17 protein-coding genes are annotated in these 18,760 nt (G+C 71.1%); 10 read left to right on the plus strand and 7 right to left on the minus strand.

The window, feature by feature from the left end; genetic code table 11:
• The first annotated feature begins 14 nt into the window (after positions 1–14).
• The 9 genes from AB0G04_RS05290 to AB0G04_RS05330 are packed head-to-tail and all read left to right on the plus strand — an operon-like array spanning position 15 to position 11,177.
• Complete coding sequence (locus AB0G04_RS05290) at positions 15–1,577, plus strand: polysaccharide biosynthesis tyrosine autokinase (RefSeq protein ID WP_360976747.1); 1,563 nt, start codon at positions 15–17, stop codon at positions 1,575–1,577.
• Positions 1,570–2,862 carry an NAD(P)H-quinone oxidoreductase gene (locus tag AB0G04_RS05295; protein WP_360976750.1) on the plus strand — a complete coding sequence of 431 codons (1,293 nt, stop codon included), beginning with the start codon at positions 1,570–1,572 and terminating at the stop codon, positions 2,860–2,862. The genes AB0G04_RS05290 and AB0G04_RS05295 overlap by 8 nt, the downstream gene beginning before the upstream one ends.
• A complete protein-coding gene (locus AB0G04_RS05300) occupies positions 2,859–4,058 on the plus strand; it encodes an O-antigen ligase family protein (protein WP_360976753.1) in 1,200 nt (399 codons plus the stop codon). Before AB0G04_RS05295 ends, AB0G04_RS05300 begins: the two co-directional genes overlap by 4 nt.
• A complete protein-coding gene (locus tag AB0G04_RS05305; protein ID WP_360976756.1) occupies positions 4,055–5,182 on the plus strand; it encodes a hypothetical protein in 1,128 nt (375 codons plus the stop codon). Before AB0G04_RS05300 ends, AB0G04_RS05305 begins: the two co-directional genes overlap by 4 nt.
• 22 nt (positions 5,183–5,204) lie before the next feature.
• Positions 5,205–6,221: a GNAT family N-acetyltransferase gene (locus tag AB0G04_RS05310; RefSeq protein ID WP_360976759.1), complete on the plus strand. Its 1,017-nt coding sequence runs from the start codon at positions 5,205–5,207 to the stop codon at positions 6,219–6,221.
• A gap of 9 nt (positions 6,222–6,230) precedes the next feature.
• Positions 6,231–7,463: an FAD-dependent monooxygenase gene (locus tag AB0G04_RS05315; protein WP_360976762.1), complete on the plus strand. Its 1,233-nt coding sequence runs from the start codon at positions 6,231–6,233 to the stop codon at positions 7,461–7,463.
• 27 nt (positions 7,464–7,490) lie between these two features.
• Positions 7,491–8,504 carry a GNAT family N-acetyltransferase gene (locus tag AB0G04_RS05320; protein ID WP_360976765.1) on the plus strand — a complete coding sequence of 338 codons (1,014 nt, stop codon included), beginning with the start codon at positions 7,491–7,493 and terminating at the stop codon, positions 8,502–8,504.
• A 31-nt stretch (positions 8,505–8,535) separates the two neighbouring features.
• Positions 8,536–10,467 (plus strand): metallophosphoesterase, encoded by a 1,932-nt coding sequence (locus AB0G04_RS05325; RefSeq protein WP_360976770.1) that lies wholly within the window; start codon positions 8,536–8,538, stop codon positions 10,465–10,467.
• 8 nt (positions 10,468–10,475) lie between these two features.
• Positions 10,476–11,177: a hypothetical protein gene (locus AB0G04_RS05330; protein WP_360976773.1), complete on the plus strand. Its 702-nt coding sequence runs from the start codon at positions 10,476–10,478 to the stop codon at positions 11,175–11,177.
• Here the strand turns inward: AB0G04_RS05330 and AB0G04_RS05335 are convergent.
• Positions 11,174–11,533 (minus strand): MerR family transcriptional regulator, encoded by a 360-nt coding sequence (locus AB0G04_RS05335; protein WP_360976776.1) that lies wholly within the window; start codon positions 11,531–11,533, stop codon positions 11,174–11,176. The two genes, AB0G04_RS05330 and AB0G04_RS05335, sit on opposite strands and share 4 nt — an antisense overlap.
• Positions 11,534–11,594: 61 nt before the next feature.
• Here AB0G04_RS05335 and AB0G04_RS05340 point away from each other — a divergent pair, with 61 nt between their 5' ends.
• Positions 11,595–12,692, plus strand: a complete 1,098-nt coding sequence (locus AB0G04_RS05340; protein WP_360976779.1) for a 12-oxophytodienoate reductase — start codon at positions 11,595–11,597, stop codon at positions 12,690–12,692.
• Between the two features lie 140 nt (positions 12,693–12,832).
• Here AB0G04_RS05340 and AB0G04_RS05345 read toward each other — a convergent pair whose 3' ends face one another.
• The 6 genes from AB0G04_RS05345 to AB0G04_RS05370 all read right to left on the minus strand — a co-directional run bounded on the left by AB0G04_RS05345 (position 12,833) and on the right by AB0G04_RS05370 (position 18,671).
• On the minus strand, positions 12,833–13,486 hold the full coding sequence (locus AB0G04_RS05345) for a hypothetical protein (protein WP_360976782.1): 654 nt from the start codon (positions 13,484–13,486) through the stop codon (positions 12,833–12,835).
• A gap of 232 nt (positions 13,487–13,718) precedes the next feature.
• Positions 13,719–14,138 carry a hypothetical protein gene (locus AB0G04_RS05350; protein ID WP_360976785.1) on the minus strand — a complete coding sequence of 140 codons (420 nt, stop codon included), beginning with the start codon at positions 14,136–14,138 and terminating at the stop codon, positions 13,719–13,721.
• A gap of 272 nt (positions 14,139–14,410) precedes the next feature.
• Positions 14,411–15,619 carry a hypothetical protein gene (locus tag AB0G04_RS05355; RefSeq protein WP_360976788.1) on the minus strand — a complete coding sequence of 403 codons (1,209 nt, stop codon included), beginning with the start codon at positions 15,617–15,619 and terminating at the stop codon, positions 14,411–14,413.
• Positions 15,620–15,670: 51 nt separating this feature from the next.
• The gene (locus AB0G04_RS05360; RefSeq protein WP_360976791.1) at positions 15,671–16,744 is read right to left on the minus strand and encodes a hypothetical protein; all 1,074 of its coding nucleotides are present in this window, start codon (positions 16,742–16,744) and stop codon (positions 15,671–15,673) included.
• Positions 16,734–17,387: a sugar transferase gene (locus AB0G04_RS05365; RefSeq protein WP_360976794.1), complete on the minus strand. Its 654-nt coding sequence runs from the start codon at positions 17,385–17,387 to the stop codon at positions 16,734–16,736. Before AB0G04_RS05365 ends, AB0G04_RS05360 begins: the two co-directional genes overlap by 11 nt.
• Before the next feature lie 27 nt (positions 17,388–17,414).
• A complete protein-coding gene (locus AB0G04_RS05370; protein ID WP_360976797.1) occupies positions 17,415–18,671 on the minus strand; it encodes a nucleotide sugar dehydrogenase in 1,257 nt (418 codons plus the stop codon).
• Positions 18,672–18,760: the final 89 nt, after the last annotated feature.

Raw genomic sequence — 18,760 nt, forward strand, 5'->3', positions numbered from 1 at the left:
GATTCGGGGAAACTGTGGAACTGCGTGCGTACGTGCGGGCCTGCCGGCGCCGATGGCTCTGGCTCGTGGTGCCGGTGCTGGTCGCCGCCGCTGTCGCGGCCGTCCTGACCCTGGCGGGCGCGCAGGGCCACAAGTCGACCATGGTGCTGTTCGTCAGTTCCGGCACCGGGGATCCGGACGCCGGGGCGCGACGGCTCAACTCGTACATCGCTCTGCTGACCGGGCCCCGGGTGGCGCAGGCCGTGGTGGACCGGATGGGTCCCGAAGTGACACCCGAGCAGGTGCAGAAGAGCCTGGCCGCGCAGATCCGCGAGGGCACCGACCTGCTGGAGGTGTCGGCCACCGATCCGGAGGCCGAACGCAGCCGGCAGATCGTCACCACGGCGGCGGCGGTGCTCGTCGGCCTGGCCCGGCAGATCGGCACCCCGGCCGGCCCGGACGCCGGCCCCGCCACGACGGTCTCGATCGTGCAGGACGCGGTCACCGTCGAGGAGCCGGACAATCTGGGCCGCAACGCCGGTTTCGCCGCCGTGCTGGGGCTGCTGCTCGGTGCCATCGCCGTGGCGGCCCGCGAGGCCGGAGCCCGTACGGTCGGCGACGAGGACGATCTGCGCCGGCTCGGACTGGACGCGGTCGGCACGATCGCGATCGGTGGCCGGTCCCGTTCCGGGCACGCCGACCAGGCGCTGGCCGAGGCGTTCCGGCGGCTGCGCAGTCTGCTGCCGGTGCTGGCCGAACCGCACGAGACGATCCGCTCCGGCCGTGGCCGCTCCCTGCTGCTGACCGGCGCGGTCCGCAAGGAGGGCACCACGGCCGTGACCTGCGGCCTGGCCATCGCGATGGCGGAGACAGGGGCGCGGGTGGTGCTCGTCGACGCCAACATGCGGACGCCGGGCATCGGGCGCTACCTGTCCCTGGACAGGTCGCCCGGCCTGGCCGAGGTGCTGGCCGGCACCGCGAAGGTTCCGGACGTGCTGCAGAACTCGCTCGGCGGCCGGGTGACCGTGCTGCCCGCGGGCGAGCACGCACCCGATCCCGGTGAGCTGCTCGCCTCGCCCCGGCTGGGCGCGACCGTGCGGACGCTGACCGAGCGCTACGACATCGTGCTAGTCGACGCCCCGCCCCTGCAGGGGGTGGCTGACGCGGCCGTGCTCGGGCAGGTCACCGACAGCGCCCTGCTGGTGGTACGAGCCGGCCGGACCCGGACCGCGGACGTGGAGAAGTCGATCGACCTGCTCCAGCGGGTCGGGGCGAAGCTGGCCGGCGCGGTGCTCAACGCGCTGCCGCGCAAGCTGCCGGAGAACGGCTCGTGGCAGGGCCCGGCCGGGGTGAGCGCCGGAGCGGACAGCCCCGACCTGGTCTTCGGCCTGGACCCGACCCAGTCGCCGCGGCTGGACGACACGTTCGTGTCGCTGCCGGTGGTCGGTACGGCGCGCGGCCGGGCCCGGGTGGTGGACCCGGAGATCGAGTCCGCAGGATCCGACGACGAGAAGGCCGAGGTGCCGTCGCAGCGCGCGGCGGCCGAGGACGACAGCGAGACCGCCGCCACGAACGAGGAGCAGCGACGCGGTGAGTGAGCTGCGGGTCGGGAGTCCGGAAGCAGGCGAGGCCGGTCCGCCACGACGGGGTGACCCGATCACCCTGGCCGGAAAGGTACTGCGGGAGCCCAGCGTTCAGTTGCTCGCGTCGCAGGTGCTGACCGGCGGCGTGGCGATGGCCGCGAACATCCTGATGGTCCGGTCGCTCGATCCGACGCACCGCGGTGAGGTCGCGCTCATGCTGCAGGTGGTCTACCTGGCCACCCAGCTGCTTCTGCTCGGCACCGAACGCAGTTTCGTCGCCGCGTACCACAACGTCTCGCCCGCTCCGGCGGTCCGCGCCTACGCCCGGCTGCTGGCCGTACCGTGCGTGTTCTTCCTGGCCGGAGCGGTGATCTGGCAGCTGGCCGCGCCGTCCCGGCTCACCCCGGGCCCGCTGATCGTGGCGATGCTCGCCTGGTTCGCGCTGATCGAGGCGGCCGGCCTGGCCACCCGGTCGATCGCGATCGCGGTGGGCCGGGTACGGGACTTCTTGCTGGCCCGGGTGATCGAGGCGCTGCTGCTGCTGGCCATGCTGATCGGCCTGTACGTGACCGGCGCGAGCCACCCGGAGACGTGGTTCCTGGCGTATCTGCTCGCCGGAGCCACCCCGACCGTGATCTACCTCGTCATCTGGCTGCGGCTGCCGGTCGTCGCCGGGAGCACGCCGGTCGGCGCCGCGCAGAACCGTCTCGTACGCCGGGAGGGTCTCTCGCTCTTTCCCGCGGCCCTGTCCAACATGGCCATGCTGCGGGTGGACCGGCTCGTCATCCCGGCTCTGGCGTCGACCGCGGCGCTGGGCCACTACACCGCGGTCGCCACGATGACGGAGCTGCTGGCGTGGCCGGTCCGGGCGTACGCCGACTCGCGTCTGGGCCGGTGGCGGGCCTCGCACAACGAGGGCGGTCTCACGGCGGCGCCGATCGTGGTGGTCGCGGCCGTCTACGTGCTGATCGTGGTGCCGCTGGTGGCCGGCGGCCTGTACCTGCTGATCGAGCCGCTGTTCGGGCACGAGTATGCGGACGCCAAGGTGGTGGTGCTGCCGCTGGTGGTGGCGGCCGGGCTCTACGCGGTCTCCCGGGTCAGCCTGGGCCTGCTGATCGCCAAGGGCCACGGCGCTCTCGTCTCGGCCGCCGAGATCACCGGGTTCGTGGTGAGTTTCGTGGTGTACGTGGCGCTGATCCCCCGTCTCGGGATCCTCGGTGCCGCCTACGGTTCGCTTGCCGGTTACGGCGCGTGCCTGGTCTTCGCGATCGTGGCGAGCAGGATAGCGGGACGCAGGTGAACGCGAACCGCGCCTTCCTCGCCCCCGGCCTGCTGCTGATCCTCGTCGCGATCGGCGGCCGGTACACCCTGGACCGGGCCGGGCTGCTCGAACTGGCCTGGGTCGACCTGCGGGTGATCGGCCTGGCCGTGGCGCTGGTGGTGCTGGCCCTGGACACCGCGCGACGGGAACGGACGGTACAGGAACGGGAGGGCTGGCTGGTCGTCGCGGTGCTGTTCTTCGTGTTCCAGATCGCTTCCGCGCTGTGGGCCCCGCCGGCCGCCCGGATCGGCCCGCAGACCCTCGACCTGGTGCTGCTCATCGTTCTGGTGCTGGCGTTCTACCAGTACTCGGCCGGCGACCCGGAGACCGTGGCCCGCCTCACCTTCCAGCTGTTCTTCGTGGCGGCGATCGTCTACGCCCTGGCCGCGATCTTCATCAGCGGGCCCGGCGAGCAGGGCCGGTATTCGGCGTTCGGCGGCGGGCCGAATGTGTTCGCCCGCATCGAGGTTCTCGGGGTGATCAGCGCGATCGCCCTGTTCATGCTGACCGGACGCAAGCTGCCACTGCTGGTGATCCCGCTGTTCCTGCTGGCCACGGTGCTGTCCGGTTCCCGCGGGACACTGGTGGCCGGTGGTGTGGTCGGCTTCTTCGCCCTGCTCAAGCTGCGGCACCGGATCAGCGCCGGAGCGGTCGCGGCGGCCGCCGTGGTGACGGTGGTCGCGGTCGGCGTCATCGGGGTGTTCGCGCCGCCGGAGTTCACCGATCTGTTCCAGGAACGATTCGTTGAACAGACCGTGCAGGAACAATATCTCTCCGGGCGGACCGACATCTGGATGGCCGCCGTACGCATGTTCGCCGACTACCCGATAGCCGGCTCCGGTCTCGACGGCTTCTACGGCCTGATCGGGGTGAACCAGGCCGTCGAGTACCCGCACAACTATGTGCTCGCGGTCGCCGCCGAGGGCGGGCTGGCCGGGCTCGCCCTGATGACCGCCTCGATCGTGCTGTGGACCCGGGTGGTGCGGGGCGGCGGGGCCCGTCCGCAGCTCACCGGTCTGGCCGTGGCGGCGGCCGTCTTCGTGGCGCTGAGCGGCCTGTTCTCCGGCGACTACTACGACTCCCGGCTGGCCTGGATGTTCGCCGGCCTGGCCGCCGCAGCGGCACTCTCCCGGCCGGCGAATCACCATCGGCGCGACCTGGCGGTGGCCCGATGAGACGGCGCACGGTGCTGGTCGCCGGGCTCGGGGGCGCGGCGGTCGCGGGGGCGGCCGGCCTTCATCTGGTGCGTGCCACCGATGACGTCCCGGAGGTGCGGCAGCCGTTGCCGGCGGCGCCACCGGCCGTCGAGGCGGCCGCCAAGGTCAGACCGGTCTCGTACTGGACCGGGGTCTATCTGCGCAGCTGGGACTTCTCGTACCGCAACGGGACGCCGCTGAGCCGCTCGAAGGACAGCCGGGACCACTACGACCTGGCGTACGACATAGACGCCTGCACGGCCATGTTCCGGGCCACCGGACAGACCCGCTACCTGGACCGCGGCCTGGAGTTCCTGGAGAACGTGGTCGCCGCCGCGGCGCCCTCGGCCTCGCTGGCGAAGAGCTCGTTCCGGGACGGTTACCGGGGCTGGGCGTCCAGTCGCGCGGGCGGCGGCGGCGACGAGTTCCCGCTCTACGAGTCGTACCTCTGGCGGTACGGCACCAACCTGCTCGTGGCCATGAAGGACCTCGCGGACAGCGGCCACCGGGACCGGTACACCCGGCTGCTCGCCTTCGCCGAGGCGAACATCTTCGACAAGTGGCACTCGCGCGGGCCCAGGGACCACATCTACCGCGAGCGTACGCACATGGCCGCGCACTGGGCCCTGATCGCCATGAACCTCGCCCATCTCACCGCCGACCAGTCCCGCAAGGCGCGGTGCAACGCGGTGGTCGACGAGATCAGCTCCCAGTTGCGGGGCCAGTTACGCCGTAATCCGGCGGAGCCGACCGCCTGGTTCTGGAACGACGTCTGGGGCGCGGCGAAACAGCCGGGTCAGGACGTCGGTCACGGCAACGGGGTCGTCACCTACGTGGTCGAGGCGCACGACCGCGCCCAGGGATGGTCGGACTCCGACATGGCGGCGTTCTCGGCTCTGCTCACCAAGGTCATCTGGCCGGGTGGGACCACCTACCGGGCTTTCGTCGACGGCACCGGCACCGACAACGGCTGGTGGTCCGACGGTTTCGTGAAGCTGGGCCGCTACGACCCGGCCGTGCAACTGCGACTGGAGAAACACCAGGTGGTGAACGATCAGTTCGCCGCGAACATGGCGCTCAACGCCAGCCTGTTGAAGGCGTGAACGCCGGAAGGAGAAACCCGACATGACGGCATCGCTGCTGGAACCGGCGGCCCGCGAGTGGAAGGAGACGCTCGCGCACGTCGGACACGACATGTACCACGTGCCGGAGTACGTCGTCCTCGACGCCCGGCTCTACGGCGGCGCCCCGGCCGCGTTCCACTTCGAGCGCGACGGGCGGCGGCTGCTGATCCCGCTGATCCTGCGGGACATCCCGGACTCGGATCTGCGGGACGCCATCTCGCCGTACGGCTACCCCGGCCCGGTCGGCTCGTGCGACGACGCCGCCTTCTGGGACGAGGCGTGCGCCGCGTTCCTCGCGACCCTGCGGGAGCAGGGTGTCGTCTCGGCCTTCATCCGGATGCATCCGCTGCTCGGCACGCCGTCACCGGCGTTGCGGGAACACGGCGTGGTCGTCCACCACGGCGAGACGGTGTCGATGGACCTGACCGTCTCCGAGGACGAGATGTGGAAGCAGACCCGCGCCGACCATCGCAACCACATCAACCGGGCCAAGCGGGCCGGCACCGAGATCGTCTTCGACGACTGGGACCGCCTCGGCGAATGGGTCGAGGTCTACCACGACAACATGCGCCGGGTCGGCGCCACGTCGTACTACTTCTTCACCCGGGAACACCTCGCCGCCCTGCACGACGCGGTCGGCGACAAGATGCACCTGGTCGTGGCGCTTGAGGACGGCGAGGTCGTCGGGGGCAACACCTTCTTCTCCTACGACGGGATCGCCACCGGATACGTGTCGTCGACCCGGCGGGCCCCCAAGCGGTACGCCGACGAACTGCTCTACGACTCGGTGCGCCGCTGGTGCAAGTCCCGCGGTGACGAGGTGTTCCACCTGGGCGGCGGCAAGGGCGGCGCGAACGACTCGCTGTTCTCGTACAAGGCCGGGTTCTCGCCGGGCCGGCACGCGTTCCACACCTGGCGCGTCGTCGCCGACCGCCCGGCGTACGAGCGGCTGGTACGCGAACGCCGCCCGGAGGCCGACCCGGCCGATCTGACCACCACCTTCCCGGCCTACCGATAGGAGCCCGTCATGCGGATCACGTGCGTCGGCGGCGGCCCCGCCGGCCTGTACTTCGCGACGCTGGCGAAGCTCGCGGACCCCGGCAACCAGGTCACCGTGCTGGAACGCAACCCGGCCGGGGTCACCTGGGGCTGGGGTGTGGTGTTCTGGGACGACCTGCTCGACGACCTGTTCCGGTACGACCCGGTCAGCGCCGAACGGATCTGGGACGCCGCGTACAAGTGGGACGAGTACGAGGTACGCGCCACCGGCAAACCCGTCACCCACCTCGCGGGGTACGGCTTCAGCCTGGGCCGCCACAGGTTGCTCGAGATCCTGGCCGGACGGGCCGCCGAGGTGGGCGTCGACATCCACTGGTCCGACGAGCTGACCGACCTCGCCGACCTGCCGCCGTCCGACCTGATCGTGGCCTGCGACGGTGCGCGCAGCCGGATCCGGGAGGCACACGCGGAACACTTCGGTGCCGAGGTGGAGATCGCCCGCAACAAGTACATCTGGCTGGGCACCCCGAAGGTCTTCGACACGTTCACCTTCGGGTTCGAGGAGACGCCGGCCGGCTGGGTGTGGTTCCACGCCTACCCGTTCGACGACCGGACCAGCACCTTCATCGTCGAGTGCACCCCGGCCACCTGGTCGGCGCTGGGCTTCGACGAGATGGACGCGGCCGCCGGCACCGAGAGGCTGCGGCAGATCTTCGCGTCCCACCTGGACGGCGCGGAGCTGATCGACCAGCGCGCCGACCTCGGCGGCACCGGCTGGCTGAACTTCCGCCGGGTCACCGCACACCGCTGGGACCACGGCAACGTCGTGCTGATGGGCGACTCCGCGCACACCACCCACTTCGCCATCGGCTCCGGCACGAAGCTGGCCATGCAGGACGCGATGGCCCTGGCGGACGCGGTCGCCTCCGGCGACGATCTGGCGGTGGCCCTGGAACGCTACGAGCATCGGCGCAAGGCGGCGCTCGCACCTCTGCAGCGCGCGGCGCGGGCGAGCAGCAACTGGTTCGAGCACATGCCCGACTACGCCCATCTGCCGGCGCGGCGGTTCTCGTACGCCCTGTCGAACCGCCGCGGTGAGTACGCCACGTGGCGGTACCTGCTGCACATGGCCACGCAGAGCACGATCCCCCGCACGATCCTGCGGTGGACGCTCAGCGCCCGCCGGTGGAGCCGGGCCCGGCGGCGCACCGATGCCACGAACGTTACGACCGGACACGCGATCCTGCCCAACACGGCATGACGACACGACGAGACGAAGGGATGGCCGATGGCCGAAGGTGCCCTGTTGGAGCCCGGCGACCCGGCGTGGGAGGACGCGTTACGGCGGGTCCACCACGACGTCTACCACCTGCCCGGGTACGTGACCCTCGACGCCCGCCTGTCCGGGGGCACCCCGGTGGCGTTCCGCTACGACGAGATGGGCCAGGTGCTGCTCCTGCCGCTCGTGCTGCGGCCGGTCCCGGGCACCGGGCTGTGCGACGCGGTCTCCCCGTACGGCTACCCCGGCCCGGTCAGCGACGTCCCGCCCTCGGACACCGGGTTCTGGACGCGCGCCGCCCGTCACATGTCGGCCCTGCTGCGCACCCATGACGTGATCACCGTCTTCACCCGGCTGCACCCGCTGCTCCGGGCACCGGCCGACGCCCTCGGCACGGCCGGCGCCGTGGTCCACCACGGCGAGACGGTGTCGGCTGATCTGACGCTCACGCCGGAGCAGCTGTGGCAGGAGACCCACCGGACCCACCGCAACCAGATCAACAAGGCGAAGCGGGCCGGGGTACGGATCGTGTTCGACGACTGGGACCTGCTCGAGCAGTGGGTGGAGACGTATCACGCGACGATGCGGCGGGTCGGGGCGACTGATTTCTACTTCTTCGGTCTGGACCACTTCCACCGGCTGCGGGCCGTGCTCGGCGAGAACGTCCACCTGGCCGCGGCGGTCCGCGACGGCGAGGTGCTCGGCGGGAACCTGTTCTTCGCCTACCAGCGGATCATGCAGACGCATCTGCAGTCCACCCGCGACGGTCAGGTCTGGTGGGCGGACAAGCTGCTCTACCACGAGGTACGGCTGTGGGGGCGCGAACGCGGCAACCTGGTGCACCACATCGGGGGCGGGGTGGGCGGCGCGGACGACTCGCTGTTCCGTTACAAGGCGGCGTTCGCGACGGGGCGGCAGGACTTCCACACGTGGCGCGTGGTGACCGACCCGCTGGCGGTCGAGAAGCTGTGCGGCACGCCGACGGCCGAGATGATGTCGGGACGGTTTCCGCCGTACCGATGAAATGGGTGTTTTCTGGTGCAGTATGTCTTTTATGGGACCGCGCACCGTGGACGAGTACTCCGAACACAACACCCGCCTGCTCGACCGGGCCCGGGTAAGCCGCCGCTCGGCGCTGCTGGCCGTGACGGCGGGCGCCGGCGGTCTGGCGTACGCCCGGTTCCGGCATGCCGAGGTGGCGTTCGCGGCCGCCGGCGGCCGGGCCGGACGCGACGGCCTGGTGGTCTCCGGGCGGCACCTGTCGTTCGTGCCCGCCGCCGACGGCACACCCCGCAACGCCATGGCGGTGACCGCGCAGCTGGTCAGCAGCACCGGCAAACTGCCGGCGAAGCTGCGCGCCGTCGTCGAGGTCGGCAGCGTCCCGGGAACCTACGGCACCCGGCACGACGCCGAGATCCGGCATCTGACCGGCGCCGACGCCATCGTGGGCGGCCCGGTGTGCAGCCAGTTCTACATCAAGGCGGTGCTCGACCGGCTCACCCCGGGCGCCGTGCACCACTACCGGATCCGGCTCTCCGACGGCACCGTCACCGGTGACGCCCACTTCACGGCGGCACCCGCCCCGGCCGTCGCCGCCCCGTTCACGTTCACCGCGTTCGCCGACGTCGGCACCCACACCGCCCCCACCGACCCGCGGTACGCCTGGCACGAACAGCCGGCCGTGGTGCGGAGGGACGGCGGTCGCTGGCCGGCCGGGGTCTTCGACAACAACTCCTACCTCAGCACCGACCCCATCGCCGGCGCGCACGGTACCGACCCGTGGCCCGCCGTCACCCAGATCGGCCTGATGCGCGCCCAGAAACCGGCGTTCACGCTGCTCGCCGGGGACATCTGCTACGCCAATCCGACGGGCTCCGGGCTGCCCGCCAACGACTCGATGGCCCTGTCCCGGACCTCCCCGCCGGGAACGAGCCTGTTCAACCCGTACGTATGGGACGTCTTCCTCAACCAGATCGAACCGCTCGCCGCCTACGTGCCGTGGATGTTCGCGACCGGCAACCACGACATGGAACCCATCCACGGCGACCACGGGTACGGCGGTCACCGGACCCGGCTCGACCTGCCGTCCAACGGCCCGGGCGGCTGCCCGTCGGTCTACCGGTTCGTCCACGGCAACGTCGGTTTCGTCTCAGTCGACGCCAACGAACTGTCGGCCGAGCTGCAGACCAACACCGGTTACTCGGGCGGGGCGCAGGCCCGGTGGCTGGAGGCGGTACTGCGGGAGTGGCGTTCCGGGACCGCGGTGGACTTCATCGTCGCGTTCTTCCACCACTGCGCGTACGCGACGTCGAACAACCACGCGTCCGACGGCGGCGTCCGCAACGTCCTCGACCCGCTGTTCTCCCGCTATCGGGTCGACCTGGCCGTGCAGGGCCACAACCACCAGTTCGAGCGCACCGACCCGATCCGGTTCGGCAAGAAGACCCGCTCAGCACCGGACGGGGCGACGATCCGGCCCGCCGAGGACGGAGTCACCTACATCTGCGCGGGCTCCGGCGGGCGGCCGCGATATCCGTTCCGTCCCGCACCCGGCCACGGGGCGCCCGCCCCCGCCGGCGTCAAACCCAAGGGCCCGCAGGCTCTCCCCGAGGGGGAGCGTTACCGCGGGTACCGCCCGTCCGGCCGCGAGAACAGCACCGAACAGGTGGCGAACAGTTACGTGTGGGCGGCCACCCCGGTGGCCACCGCGAAGGGCGGTCAGCGGACCGGAACGAGGGTGCCCGAATCGGTGGACTGGTCCCAGGTCCGCTACGACGCCTACGCCTTCCTGGCGATCGACGTGGTCCCGGCCGCACCGGGGAAGACGACCACGATGACGGTCCGCGCCCTGGCCGACGCCCTGCCGGGAAGCCGTCAGCCCAGCACCGAGATCGACCGGATCGTGCTCAGCCGCGTCGCGGGCCGGGGCCGTCTCACCGCGGGCCTGATCGCCGGAACCGGCGCTTCCCTGCCGATGCACCCCTAGGAGCAGACATGCTGTTCGCCCATCTCGGTCTCACGCTGGCGCTCCTCACCGGCTTCGCCGGGCCGCCGCCCCCAGACAGGCTTCTCTCCGTTTTCGCCGGGCCGCCGCCCCCGGACAGGCTGCTCTCCGTTTTCGCCGGGCCGCCGCCGGACAGGCTGCTCTCCGCGAGAGACCTGCCGGCCGGATACAAAGTCGCAGAGAACAATCAGTTCGGCTCCGTCATCGACAATTTGTTCGACCGCGCCGGCACCGCCGGGGATCGCTGCCGGTTGCCGGTCGAGGTGCCCATGCCCGGCACCACACCCCGGCACTCGGTCAGCGCCGTCTTCCAGAACGACGCCAGGCATTCGCTGGACCTGGAAACGGTCACCGAGATCCTCACCGCACCCGGAGCGAAGGATGCCCGGGCCCTCGCCGAAGCGGCTATCGCCCTGCCCGGCCGATGCCCTGCCTTCGAGACACCGAGGTTCAGCATCCATCTCAAGCCGCTGCCGATGCCCCGCGCCGGTGACGTGTCAGCCGCTTTCCCGGCACGCTTCGACATGAAGGCGATCGGCAGCGACAACACCTACGTCGACGTGATGTTCGCCGAGGTCGCCGTCGCGGCGAAAGGCGACGTATCGGTGACCACCATCCTGTTCGGCTACTCCGAGAAGCACGACGCCTCGCTGGCGGAGGTCACCCGCAGGGCCGTGCAGCTCCTCGGCTAGTTGTAGTGCCCGGAACCGATCGTGTAGTCGTCCACGAGACCGGCGAGGATCTCATGGGTCCGGCGCAGGTCGGCCATCTGCGCCTCGATGCGGCGCAACTCCTCGGTGAGGCGTCCGGCCAGCCACGGCGTACGGATCGTCTCGTCGGCCACACACGGCAGCACGTCGGCGATGGCACCGGTCGACAGACCGGCGGCGAGCAGCGTGCGGATCAGGCCGACCCGCTCGACCGCCGACTCCGGGTACTGCCGCTGGCCGCCCGCACCCCGCTCGCTGCTGAGGAGCCCCTGCTCCTCGTAGTAACGCAGCGATCGCGCGCTGGCCCCGGTCGCTGCGCTGAGATCCCCGATCCGCATGCTGTCTCCCCGGTCACGTCGCCTTGACCCTGACATCGGTGTCAAGTTTTAGCGTGCTCTCATGACGACGACAACCCGCCCCGCCGCGACCGGCCTCACCGCCCTCGCCTCGCCCGTCACCATCGCCGGGCTCGAGCTGCCGAACCGTTTCGTGATGGCGCCCATGACACGGTTCCGCTCGCCGGGCGGCGTACCCACCGACGAGGTGGCCGCGTACTACCGGCGCCGCGCGGGGAACGGCGTCGGCCTGATCGTCACCGAGGGAACGCTGGTGGGGCATCCGAGCGCGAGCCACGAGACCACCGTCCCCCGGATGACCGCCGGTGCCGCCGAGGAGGGCTGGCGCAAGGTCACCGGCGCGGTCCACGCCGCCGGCGGCCGGATCGCCACCCAACTCTGGCATCTGGGCAGCGAGCGCCGCCCGGTGGACGGCATCCCCGCCTGGACCCCGTCCGGGACCACCGGCACCCCGGAGCCCGCCTCAGCCGCGGGATCACCGCCGATGCGCACCATGTCCACCGCCGACATCGACGCGATCGTCGCCGCCTTCGCCGAGTCCGCCAGGGTCGCAGCCCGTGCCGGGTTCGACGCGATCGAGATCCATGCGGCCCATGGATACCTTCTCGACGAGTTCCTGTGGCCGGCGACCAACCGCCGCACCGACGCCTTCGGCGGTTCCCCCGCGCGGCGTGCGGCCTTCCCGGCCGAGGTGATCCGCGCCGTGCGGGGCGAACTCCCGGTCATCATCCGCTTCTCACAGTTCAAGGAACGCGCTTACGAAGCCCGCATCGCCGACTCCCCCGCCGAGTTGGAGACGATCCTGACGACTCTGGCCGACGCCGGAGCCGACGTCTTCCACGCCTCGCAGCGCCGGTTCTGGGAGCCGGCCTTCCCAGGCTCCCGGCTCAACCTGGCCGGCTGGGCCCGGAAACTGACCGGACGCCCTTCGATCACCGTCGGGTCGATCGGTCTGACCAGCGATTTCCCTGCCTCACGCGCCATGGCCCGGCTGGGCGAGGGCCTGGCCGACGGAGAGTTCGACCTGGTGGCCGCCGGCCGCATCCTGCTCGGCAACCCGAGCTGGGCCCGTCTCGTCACGGAGGGTCGGCCGGCCGAGATCCGCGACTACGAGAAGGCCCACGAGGACGTCTACTTCTGAGACGCCTCGGCCGCCGGCGTCTCGCCGATCGCGCTGCCGCGGTCCGCCTTCCGGAGGGTCCACAGCAGCGCGACGCCTGACGAGCACCGTCCCGCGAGAGCGGACAGCGACGCTCCAGGCCGTGCCGGTCCAGCACGTACTTACGGGCCGCACCCCGATCGAACTCCTGGTGTCCCCGAGGAGCCCGGTCCAGGGAGATCAGCGTGCCCGGTGCCGGCCAAGTCGATCAGGTAGTCACTGGTGTCACCGGTGTGGACGATCGCCCCGGCCTCCAGCGCCTGGCCAGCCGGTGTGCGGCGCACGATCCGCCGTACGAGCCACGGCCGCCGCATCGGCATCAGCCAGGCCTGCTCGGCGTCCTCGGTCTCGTAGTCGTCGGCGACGCTGACCGGCCCGGTCACCCGCACCCACGTACCGGCCCCGGGCAGCGGTTCCACCGGATCCGAGGCGGCCCGCCGATCGTTGCGCCCCACGATCACACCCGGCGCCCGGCCGGCCGGCGCCTCCTCCACGTGAACCGGGATCCCGGCCACCTCCAGCACCCACCCGCCGAGCATCGATGCAGCGTGCGGAAGCACGATCCCGGTGAGGCCCAGCTCACCGGCGGGCCCCGGTTGAACCGGCTCGTCCCGCTCCTGCGGCGCGACCACGAGGCTCCGACGGCGGCAGTACACCTGGAGCCCTAGCGTGACCTTCTCCCCCACCCGGGCGCGGAAGCCGGAGCTCCCCACCAGCGCCGCGTGCACCAGCACCCCGCCGAACACCAGCACGTCGGCCCCCCGCCTCACGCCCATGCAACCGATCCCATGATCGCAAGCGAGTCACGCCGTTTTCCCACCCGGCAAAGCGCCGGCCGAGCGCCACCTCAAACGACCGAGACAACGGTGTACGCGAGTCACCCCCAAACCGGCTGGACACCACCGCTCCCTCAACACGGCCGAGACAACGGTGCGCGACAGCCGGACATGGACGTCCCCGGCTGCGGCTGGCCGGGGACGTCCGGGGCGGAGGGGGTGATTCGGGTGTTCAGACGGTTACCCCGCTCGTGGTCGGAGCCGGCTCCGGAGTGGCGAGGGTGACGCGCGGTCGTGGTTCGTCGCGCGGGATCGGGACGGCCCCGGCTCCGGCGGTCGGGCGAGGCCGGCGGGGCTGGACGCGGCCGGAACTGCCGCCGCGACCGGGGTAGATGTGCAGGCCATGGACCGGGTCCGGCACCGCGTCGAGGGCGGCGCGGACCGCCGGCAGGGCGAGGAAGGCGGGCCAGTTCTCCTCGTCGGCGAAGGCGATCTCGAGGAGGACTCCCCAGGAGAAGACTCGCCAGTGCCATTCGCGAGCATCGAACGAGATGCCGGCGGAGATCACGGTCTCCTCGTGCATGTCACGCCAGCGGCCCGCGGACGAGTGCGGCCCGTCAACGATTTCGATCGACCACCATTGCAGAGACATATCGACCACCATGGCCCCTTCAGGGTCCCTCGATGTTACTGCCGCAGGGAGATCAGCCGGGTGGATTCGGCACACCCGGCGGCCAAGTTGGCATCCGGCAGCAGCTATTCACCCACCTCAAGGTCGCGGCGAGAACGACGGCAGACAGTGGCACGGCGGGCGGCCACGAGCGGCGGCGAGCGACAAGCGACGAGCGCGTGGCGAGCGACGAGCGGCAAGGACAGCGGGCGGCGGCGCGATCAAAACCCCGGCACGGTCAAATCACGGCACGGTCAGGCAGCGGTTCGGCCCTGCCTGTGGCCCGGCGGCAGCGCGGCGTGCCGATGGCCGGGGAGCCGCCCGGCACGCCGGAGGGCGGGCTGTGCAGCGGCGGCGGTGCGGGACTCCGGCAGCTGCGGTCCGGCCCAGGCGGGCAGGGCGCCGGGCGCGCCGAGGGTACGGTCCGGCGGGACCCACAGCGGCTGCGGCGCGCTGGGCGTCCCCCACCACAGGAAGGTCCCGTAGCCGCGGACGAGTGGCGGCTGCAGCGCCGGCCAGTACGCCTCGGCCGGGATGGCGAGCCGCCACGCCTCGGCGGGCATGAGGGCTCCGGCGCGGGGCGGGGGGACCATGACGGTGCCGGCGCCGGCGGGCTGCGGGTTGTCGCCGGCCGGTGCGACGGCGGCGGGCGCCGAGGCCAGGACGATGGCCGCGCCGACGGTGACCAGGCCGGCGACGAGGGCGGGCAGTTCCCAGCCGGGCCGGACGGTGTCGCCGATCAGGGTGAGCGCGATGATCGACGGCAGAACGACCTCGCCGGTCCAGTGGACGGCGGTGACCCGGCCGACCTCGCCGCCCTGCAGTGCGCTCGCGTACAGCAGCATGCCGGTCAGGGCGAACGCGATCATCGTCCAGGTGACGGGTTCGGTGACGACGGCGACGAATCCGGTGGTGAACTGCCGCATCTCCTCCTCGGGGAACTGCAGGGCGCGGCCGGAGATGGCGGCGCCACCGAGGGAGAACCCGCCGACCAGGGCGATCAGGCCGGAGCGGCCGGTCTTGGTGGCGCCCCAGCCCAGCAGCCAGAGCATGAGCAGCGCCGATACGAGCCCGATGCGGACCGTCGTGGACGGCAGCATCTCGTGCTGCTGGCCGGCGGAGAGGGCGAGGACGCCGAGGGCGGCGGTGGTGCAGACGATGGCGAACACGTCTCGCCGGCGCAGGCGGGAGCCGAGGAACAGCCAGGCGGCGACGGCGGTGACGGCGAGCGAGGAGGCGAGCACCGACTCGACGACGTACACGGCGAGGTGCTGCAGGGCGACGATCGCGCCGATCCAGGCGACGATGTCGAAGACGATGCCGATCAGGTAGAGCGGATGGCCGAGGGTGCTGGCCGTGCTGTGGCTGCGTTTGGCGCCGATGGCCTGCAGGATCGATCCGGTCGCGTAACTGAACGCGCCGAACACGGCCATTCCCAGCGCGAACCAGCTCATGGAGGTCATCGCCCACCTCCCACAAGATCACGCTCAGTGGATCGATCGGTCACTCTGGGATCATAAGACTCCGGAAAGATCCATGCGAGCGAATCCGTCGATCGTCTCCACCATCCGCAGCAGATCCCCCGGTCCGCATCGGTGGTCGGCGGGGAGCGTCAACATCCGGCCGGCCAGATCGGCGGCCTCGGCGTCGCCGCTCCAGAATCCGGAGCGGCCCTGCCGCCAGTGCACCGGCGCGTAGATGCCGTGCTGGGCGAGATGCGCGAGCAGCCCGTCGCGCGATGCGGCGGAGGAACACAGCAGCTGCAAACGGAAACCCCCAGACCCCAAGACCTCCCATTTCGTACGGCTGGCGAGCAGCGCCCCCAGCTGAGTCGAATTCCGCGCACTCGCCTGGCGTACAGCAGAGATGTCGAGAAGCGGCAGCACCGCCGCCGTGACCGCATGGGCCGCCGCCGCACTGCCGAGAAGTTGATGTTCACCCTGCTGCTGCAGTGTCCGGAAGTGATCCTTGGGAACCGGCTGCCCGTCCCGCCAGGCGGCCTTGAGCAGCATGGCCGCGAGTTTGAGATCGGCGCCCGCGGACCCGCCGTCGACCGGGCGGGGCAGCTCGAGACCGCGTGGTGACCACAGCAGACCCCCGTCCGGCAGCGGCAGCGTCTTGCGCAGCGAGGCCACGGCGTAGTGCGCGACGCTGTCGCGGGCCCAGTCGCTGAACGGGTCGTGCGAGTGGTCCTCGATCACCGTGACGCCCGGATGTTCGGTGATCCACGCGGTCCAGGGCGCGCCGTCCTCGCGTCCGAAAAGGTTCTGTGTGAGCACGACGTCGCCGGGGCCGGGCCGCAGGGTCCCCCAGCGAACGCCACCGGTGTCGGGCAGGTGCCGGTACCAGGCGACCGGCACCTGCCGGGACAGGTGCTCGGCGACGCCCATGCAGAAGTACGACGGCACGTGCAGCCGGCCGGCCGGGGCCAGCCGGCGCAGCAGTTCGCTGAGGGCGCCGCACCCGGTGGCGAACAGTTCGCGCCGTTCCGGCAGCCAGCCGGGCAGGCCGCCCCGCCCGGATTCGAGCAGGGCGGCCGGGTCCCAGTGGAACTCCGATCCGATCTCGGAGGTCCGCTCAGCCGGCACGGCTGACTTCCGGCTGCTCAGTGGCGGCCTGCTGGCGGGTGATGTTGATCTGGTCGACGTGCACCGGCGGCTCGTCCCGGTTCAGGCTGACCGCGGTCCGCCACAGGATCTTCAGGTCGAGCAGCGGCGACCAGTTGTCGACGTACCAGCGGTCCAGGACGAACCGCTGCGCCCAGTCGATGTCGTCACGGCCGTTGACCTGAGCCCACCCGGTGATGCCGGGCTTCACCTCCAGACGCCGCGCGTCCTGTGGCGAGTAGCACGCCACCTGCGGGAGCACGTCCGGCCGCGGCCCGACCAGGTTCATCCGGCCGGTCACCACGTTGATCAGCTGGGGCAGTTCGTCGAGGCTGGTACGCCGCAGGAAGCGCCCGCACCGGGTGATCCGCGGGTCGTTCTCGACCAGGCCGAACGGGTCGTCGATGCCGAGCTGGGCGCTGAGGGCGACCGAGTTGTGCACCATCGAGCGGAACTTGAGCATCCGGAACGGGACGCCGTCCTTGCCGGCCCGGTCCTGGACGAAGAGGACACCCTTGCCGTCGGAGATCCGGATCCAGGCGGCGACGGCCAGTATCACGGGTGCCAGCAGGATGATCATGAGCAGAGCGGTCAGACGGTTGAGACCGTTCCAGATCAGGCGCACGATAACTCTCCCCTACAGCGACTCGATCTACAGCGACTCGACGTTCGGTCCGGTGAGCCGGTGCCGGGTGTCCAGCACGTACGGCGCGTGCTCGAGCACGAGGTCCAGGTCGAACGCGTCATGGTCGGCGAGCAGCACCACGGCGTCGGCACCCGCGAGCTGCTCGGCGGTCAGCGGCACCATCTCGACCCGGCTGTCGACGTGGGCGTCCTCGACGACGTGCGGGTCGGCGCCCCGTACGTCCGCGCCCATCTCCAGCAGCAGTGAGGCGACCCGCCGGGCCGGTGACTCCCGGGCGTCGCCGGTGTTCTTCTTGTAGGCGAGGCCGAGCAGCAGGATCGTCGAGCCGTTCACCGACTTGCGCCGCTTGTTGAGCGCGGCCACGAGACGGCGCGCCACGTAGTCGGGCATGTGGTTGTTGATGTCGTTGGCCAGTTCGACGAAGCGGAAGCTCTGGCCGAGGGTCCGCTGCACCCGCCACGACAGGTAGGACGGGTCGATCGGCAGGCAGTGGCCGCCGACACCGGGGCCGGGCACGAACCGCATGTAGCCGAACGGCTTCGACGACGCGGCACCGATCGCCTCCCAGACGTCGATGCCGAGGTCGTGGGCGTACACCGCCAATTCGTTGACCAGGGCGATGTTGACGTGCCGGAAGGTGTTCTCGAGCAGCTTGGCCAGCTCGGCGACCTTCGGGTCGGAGACCGGCACGGTCTTCTCCACCACCGACGCGTAGAACGCCTGCACCATCGCCAGCGACGCCGGGTTCATACCGGACACCACCTTGGGCGTGGTGACCAGGTTCCACTCACGGTTGCCCGGGTCGATGCGTTCCGGGCTGTAGCCGAGGTGGAAGTCGACGCCGGCGATCAGTCCGGAGCCCTCCTCCAGCAGCGGCCCGACCAGCTCGGTCGTGGTGCCCGGATAGGTGGTCGACTCCAGGGCCACGGTCGCGCCCGGCCGCAGGTAGCGGGCCAGGGTACGGGCCGAGTCCTCGATGTAGCTGAGATCCGGGCTGCCGTCGCGCAGCGGCGTCGGGACGGCGATCACCGCGACGTCGAAGCCGGCGCAGGCCCGGGGATCCGACGACGGGTGGAACGAACCGGCCGCGAGGACCCGCTGCAGGTCGGCCGCGGGCACGTCGTCGACGTAGGACTCCCCCGCGGCGAGCCGCTTGATCCGCTCGTCGTCGACGTCGAAGCCGACCACGGTGTGCCCGACCTCGGCCGCGCGGACCGCGAGCGGCAGCCCCACGTAACCCTGACCGGCGATGACGACCCGCATGGGGGTTCTCTCCTCACGATGTGAATCTTCTTCGACCTGGGATCGGGCCAGAACGGACGACGTGGTACCGGTGGCCGCGCCCTCGCCTC

It is taken from the genome of Actinoplanes sp. NPDC023801 (assembly GCF_040639655.1).
Lineage (GTDB): Bacteria > Actinomycetota > Actinomycetes > Mycobacteriales > Micromonosporaceae > Actinoplanes.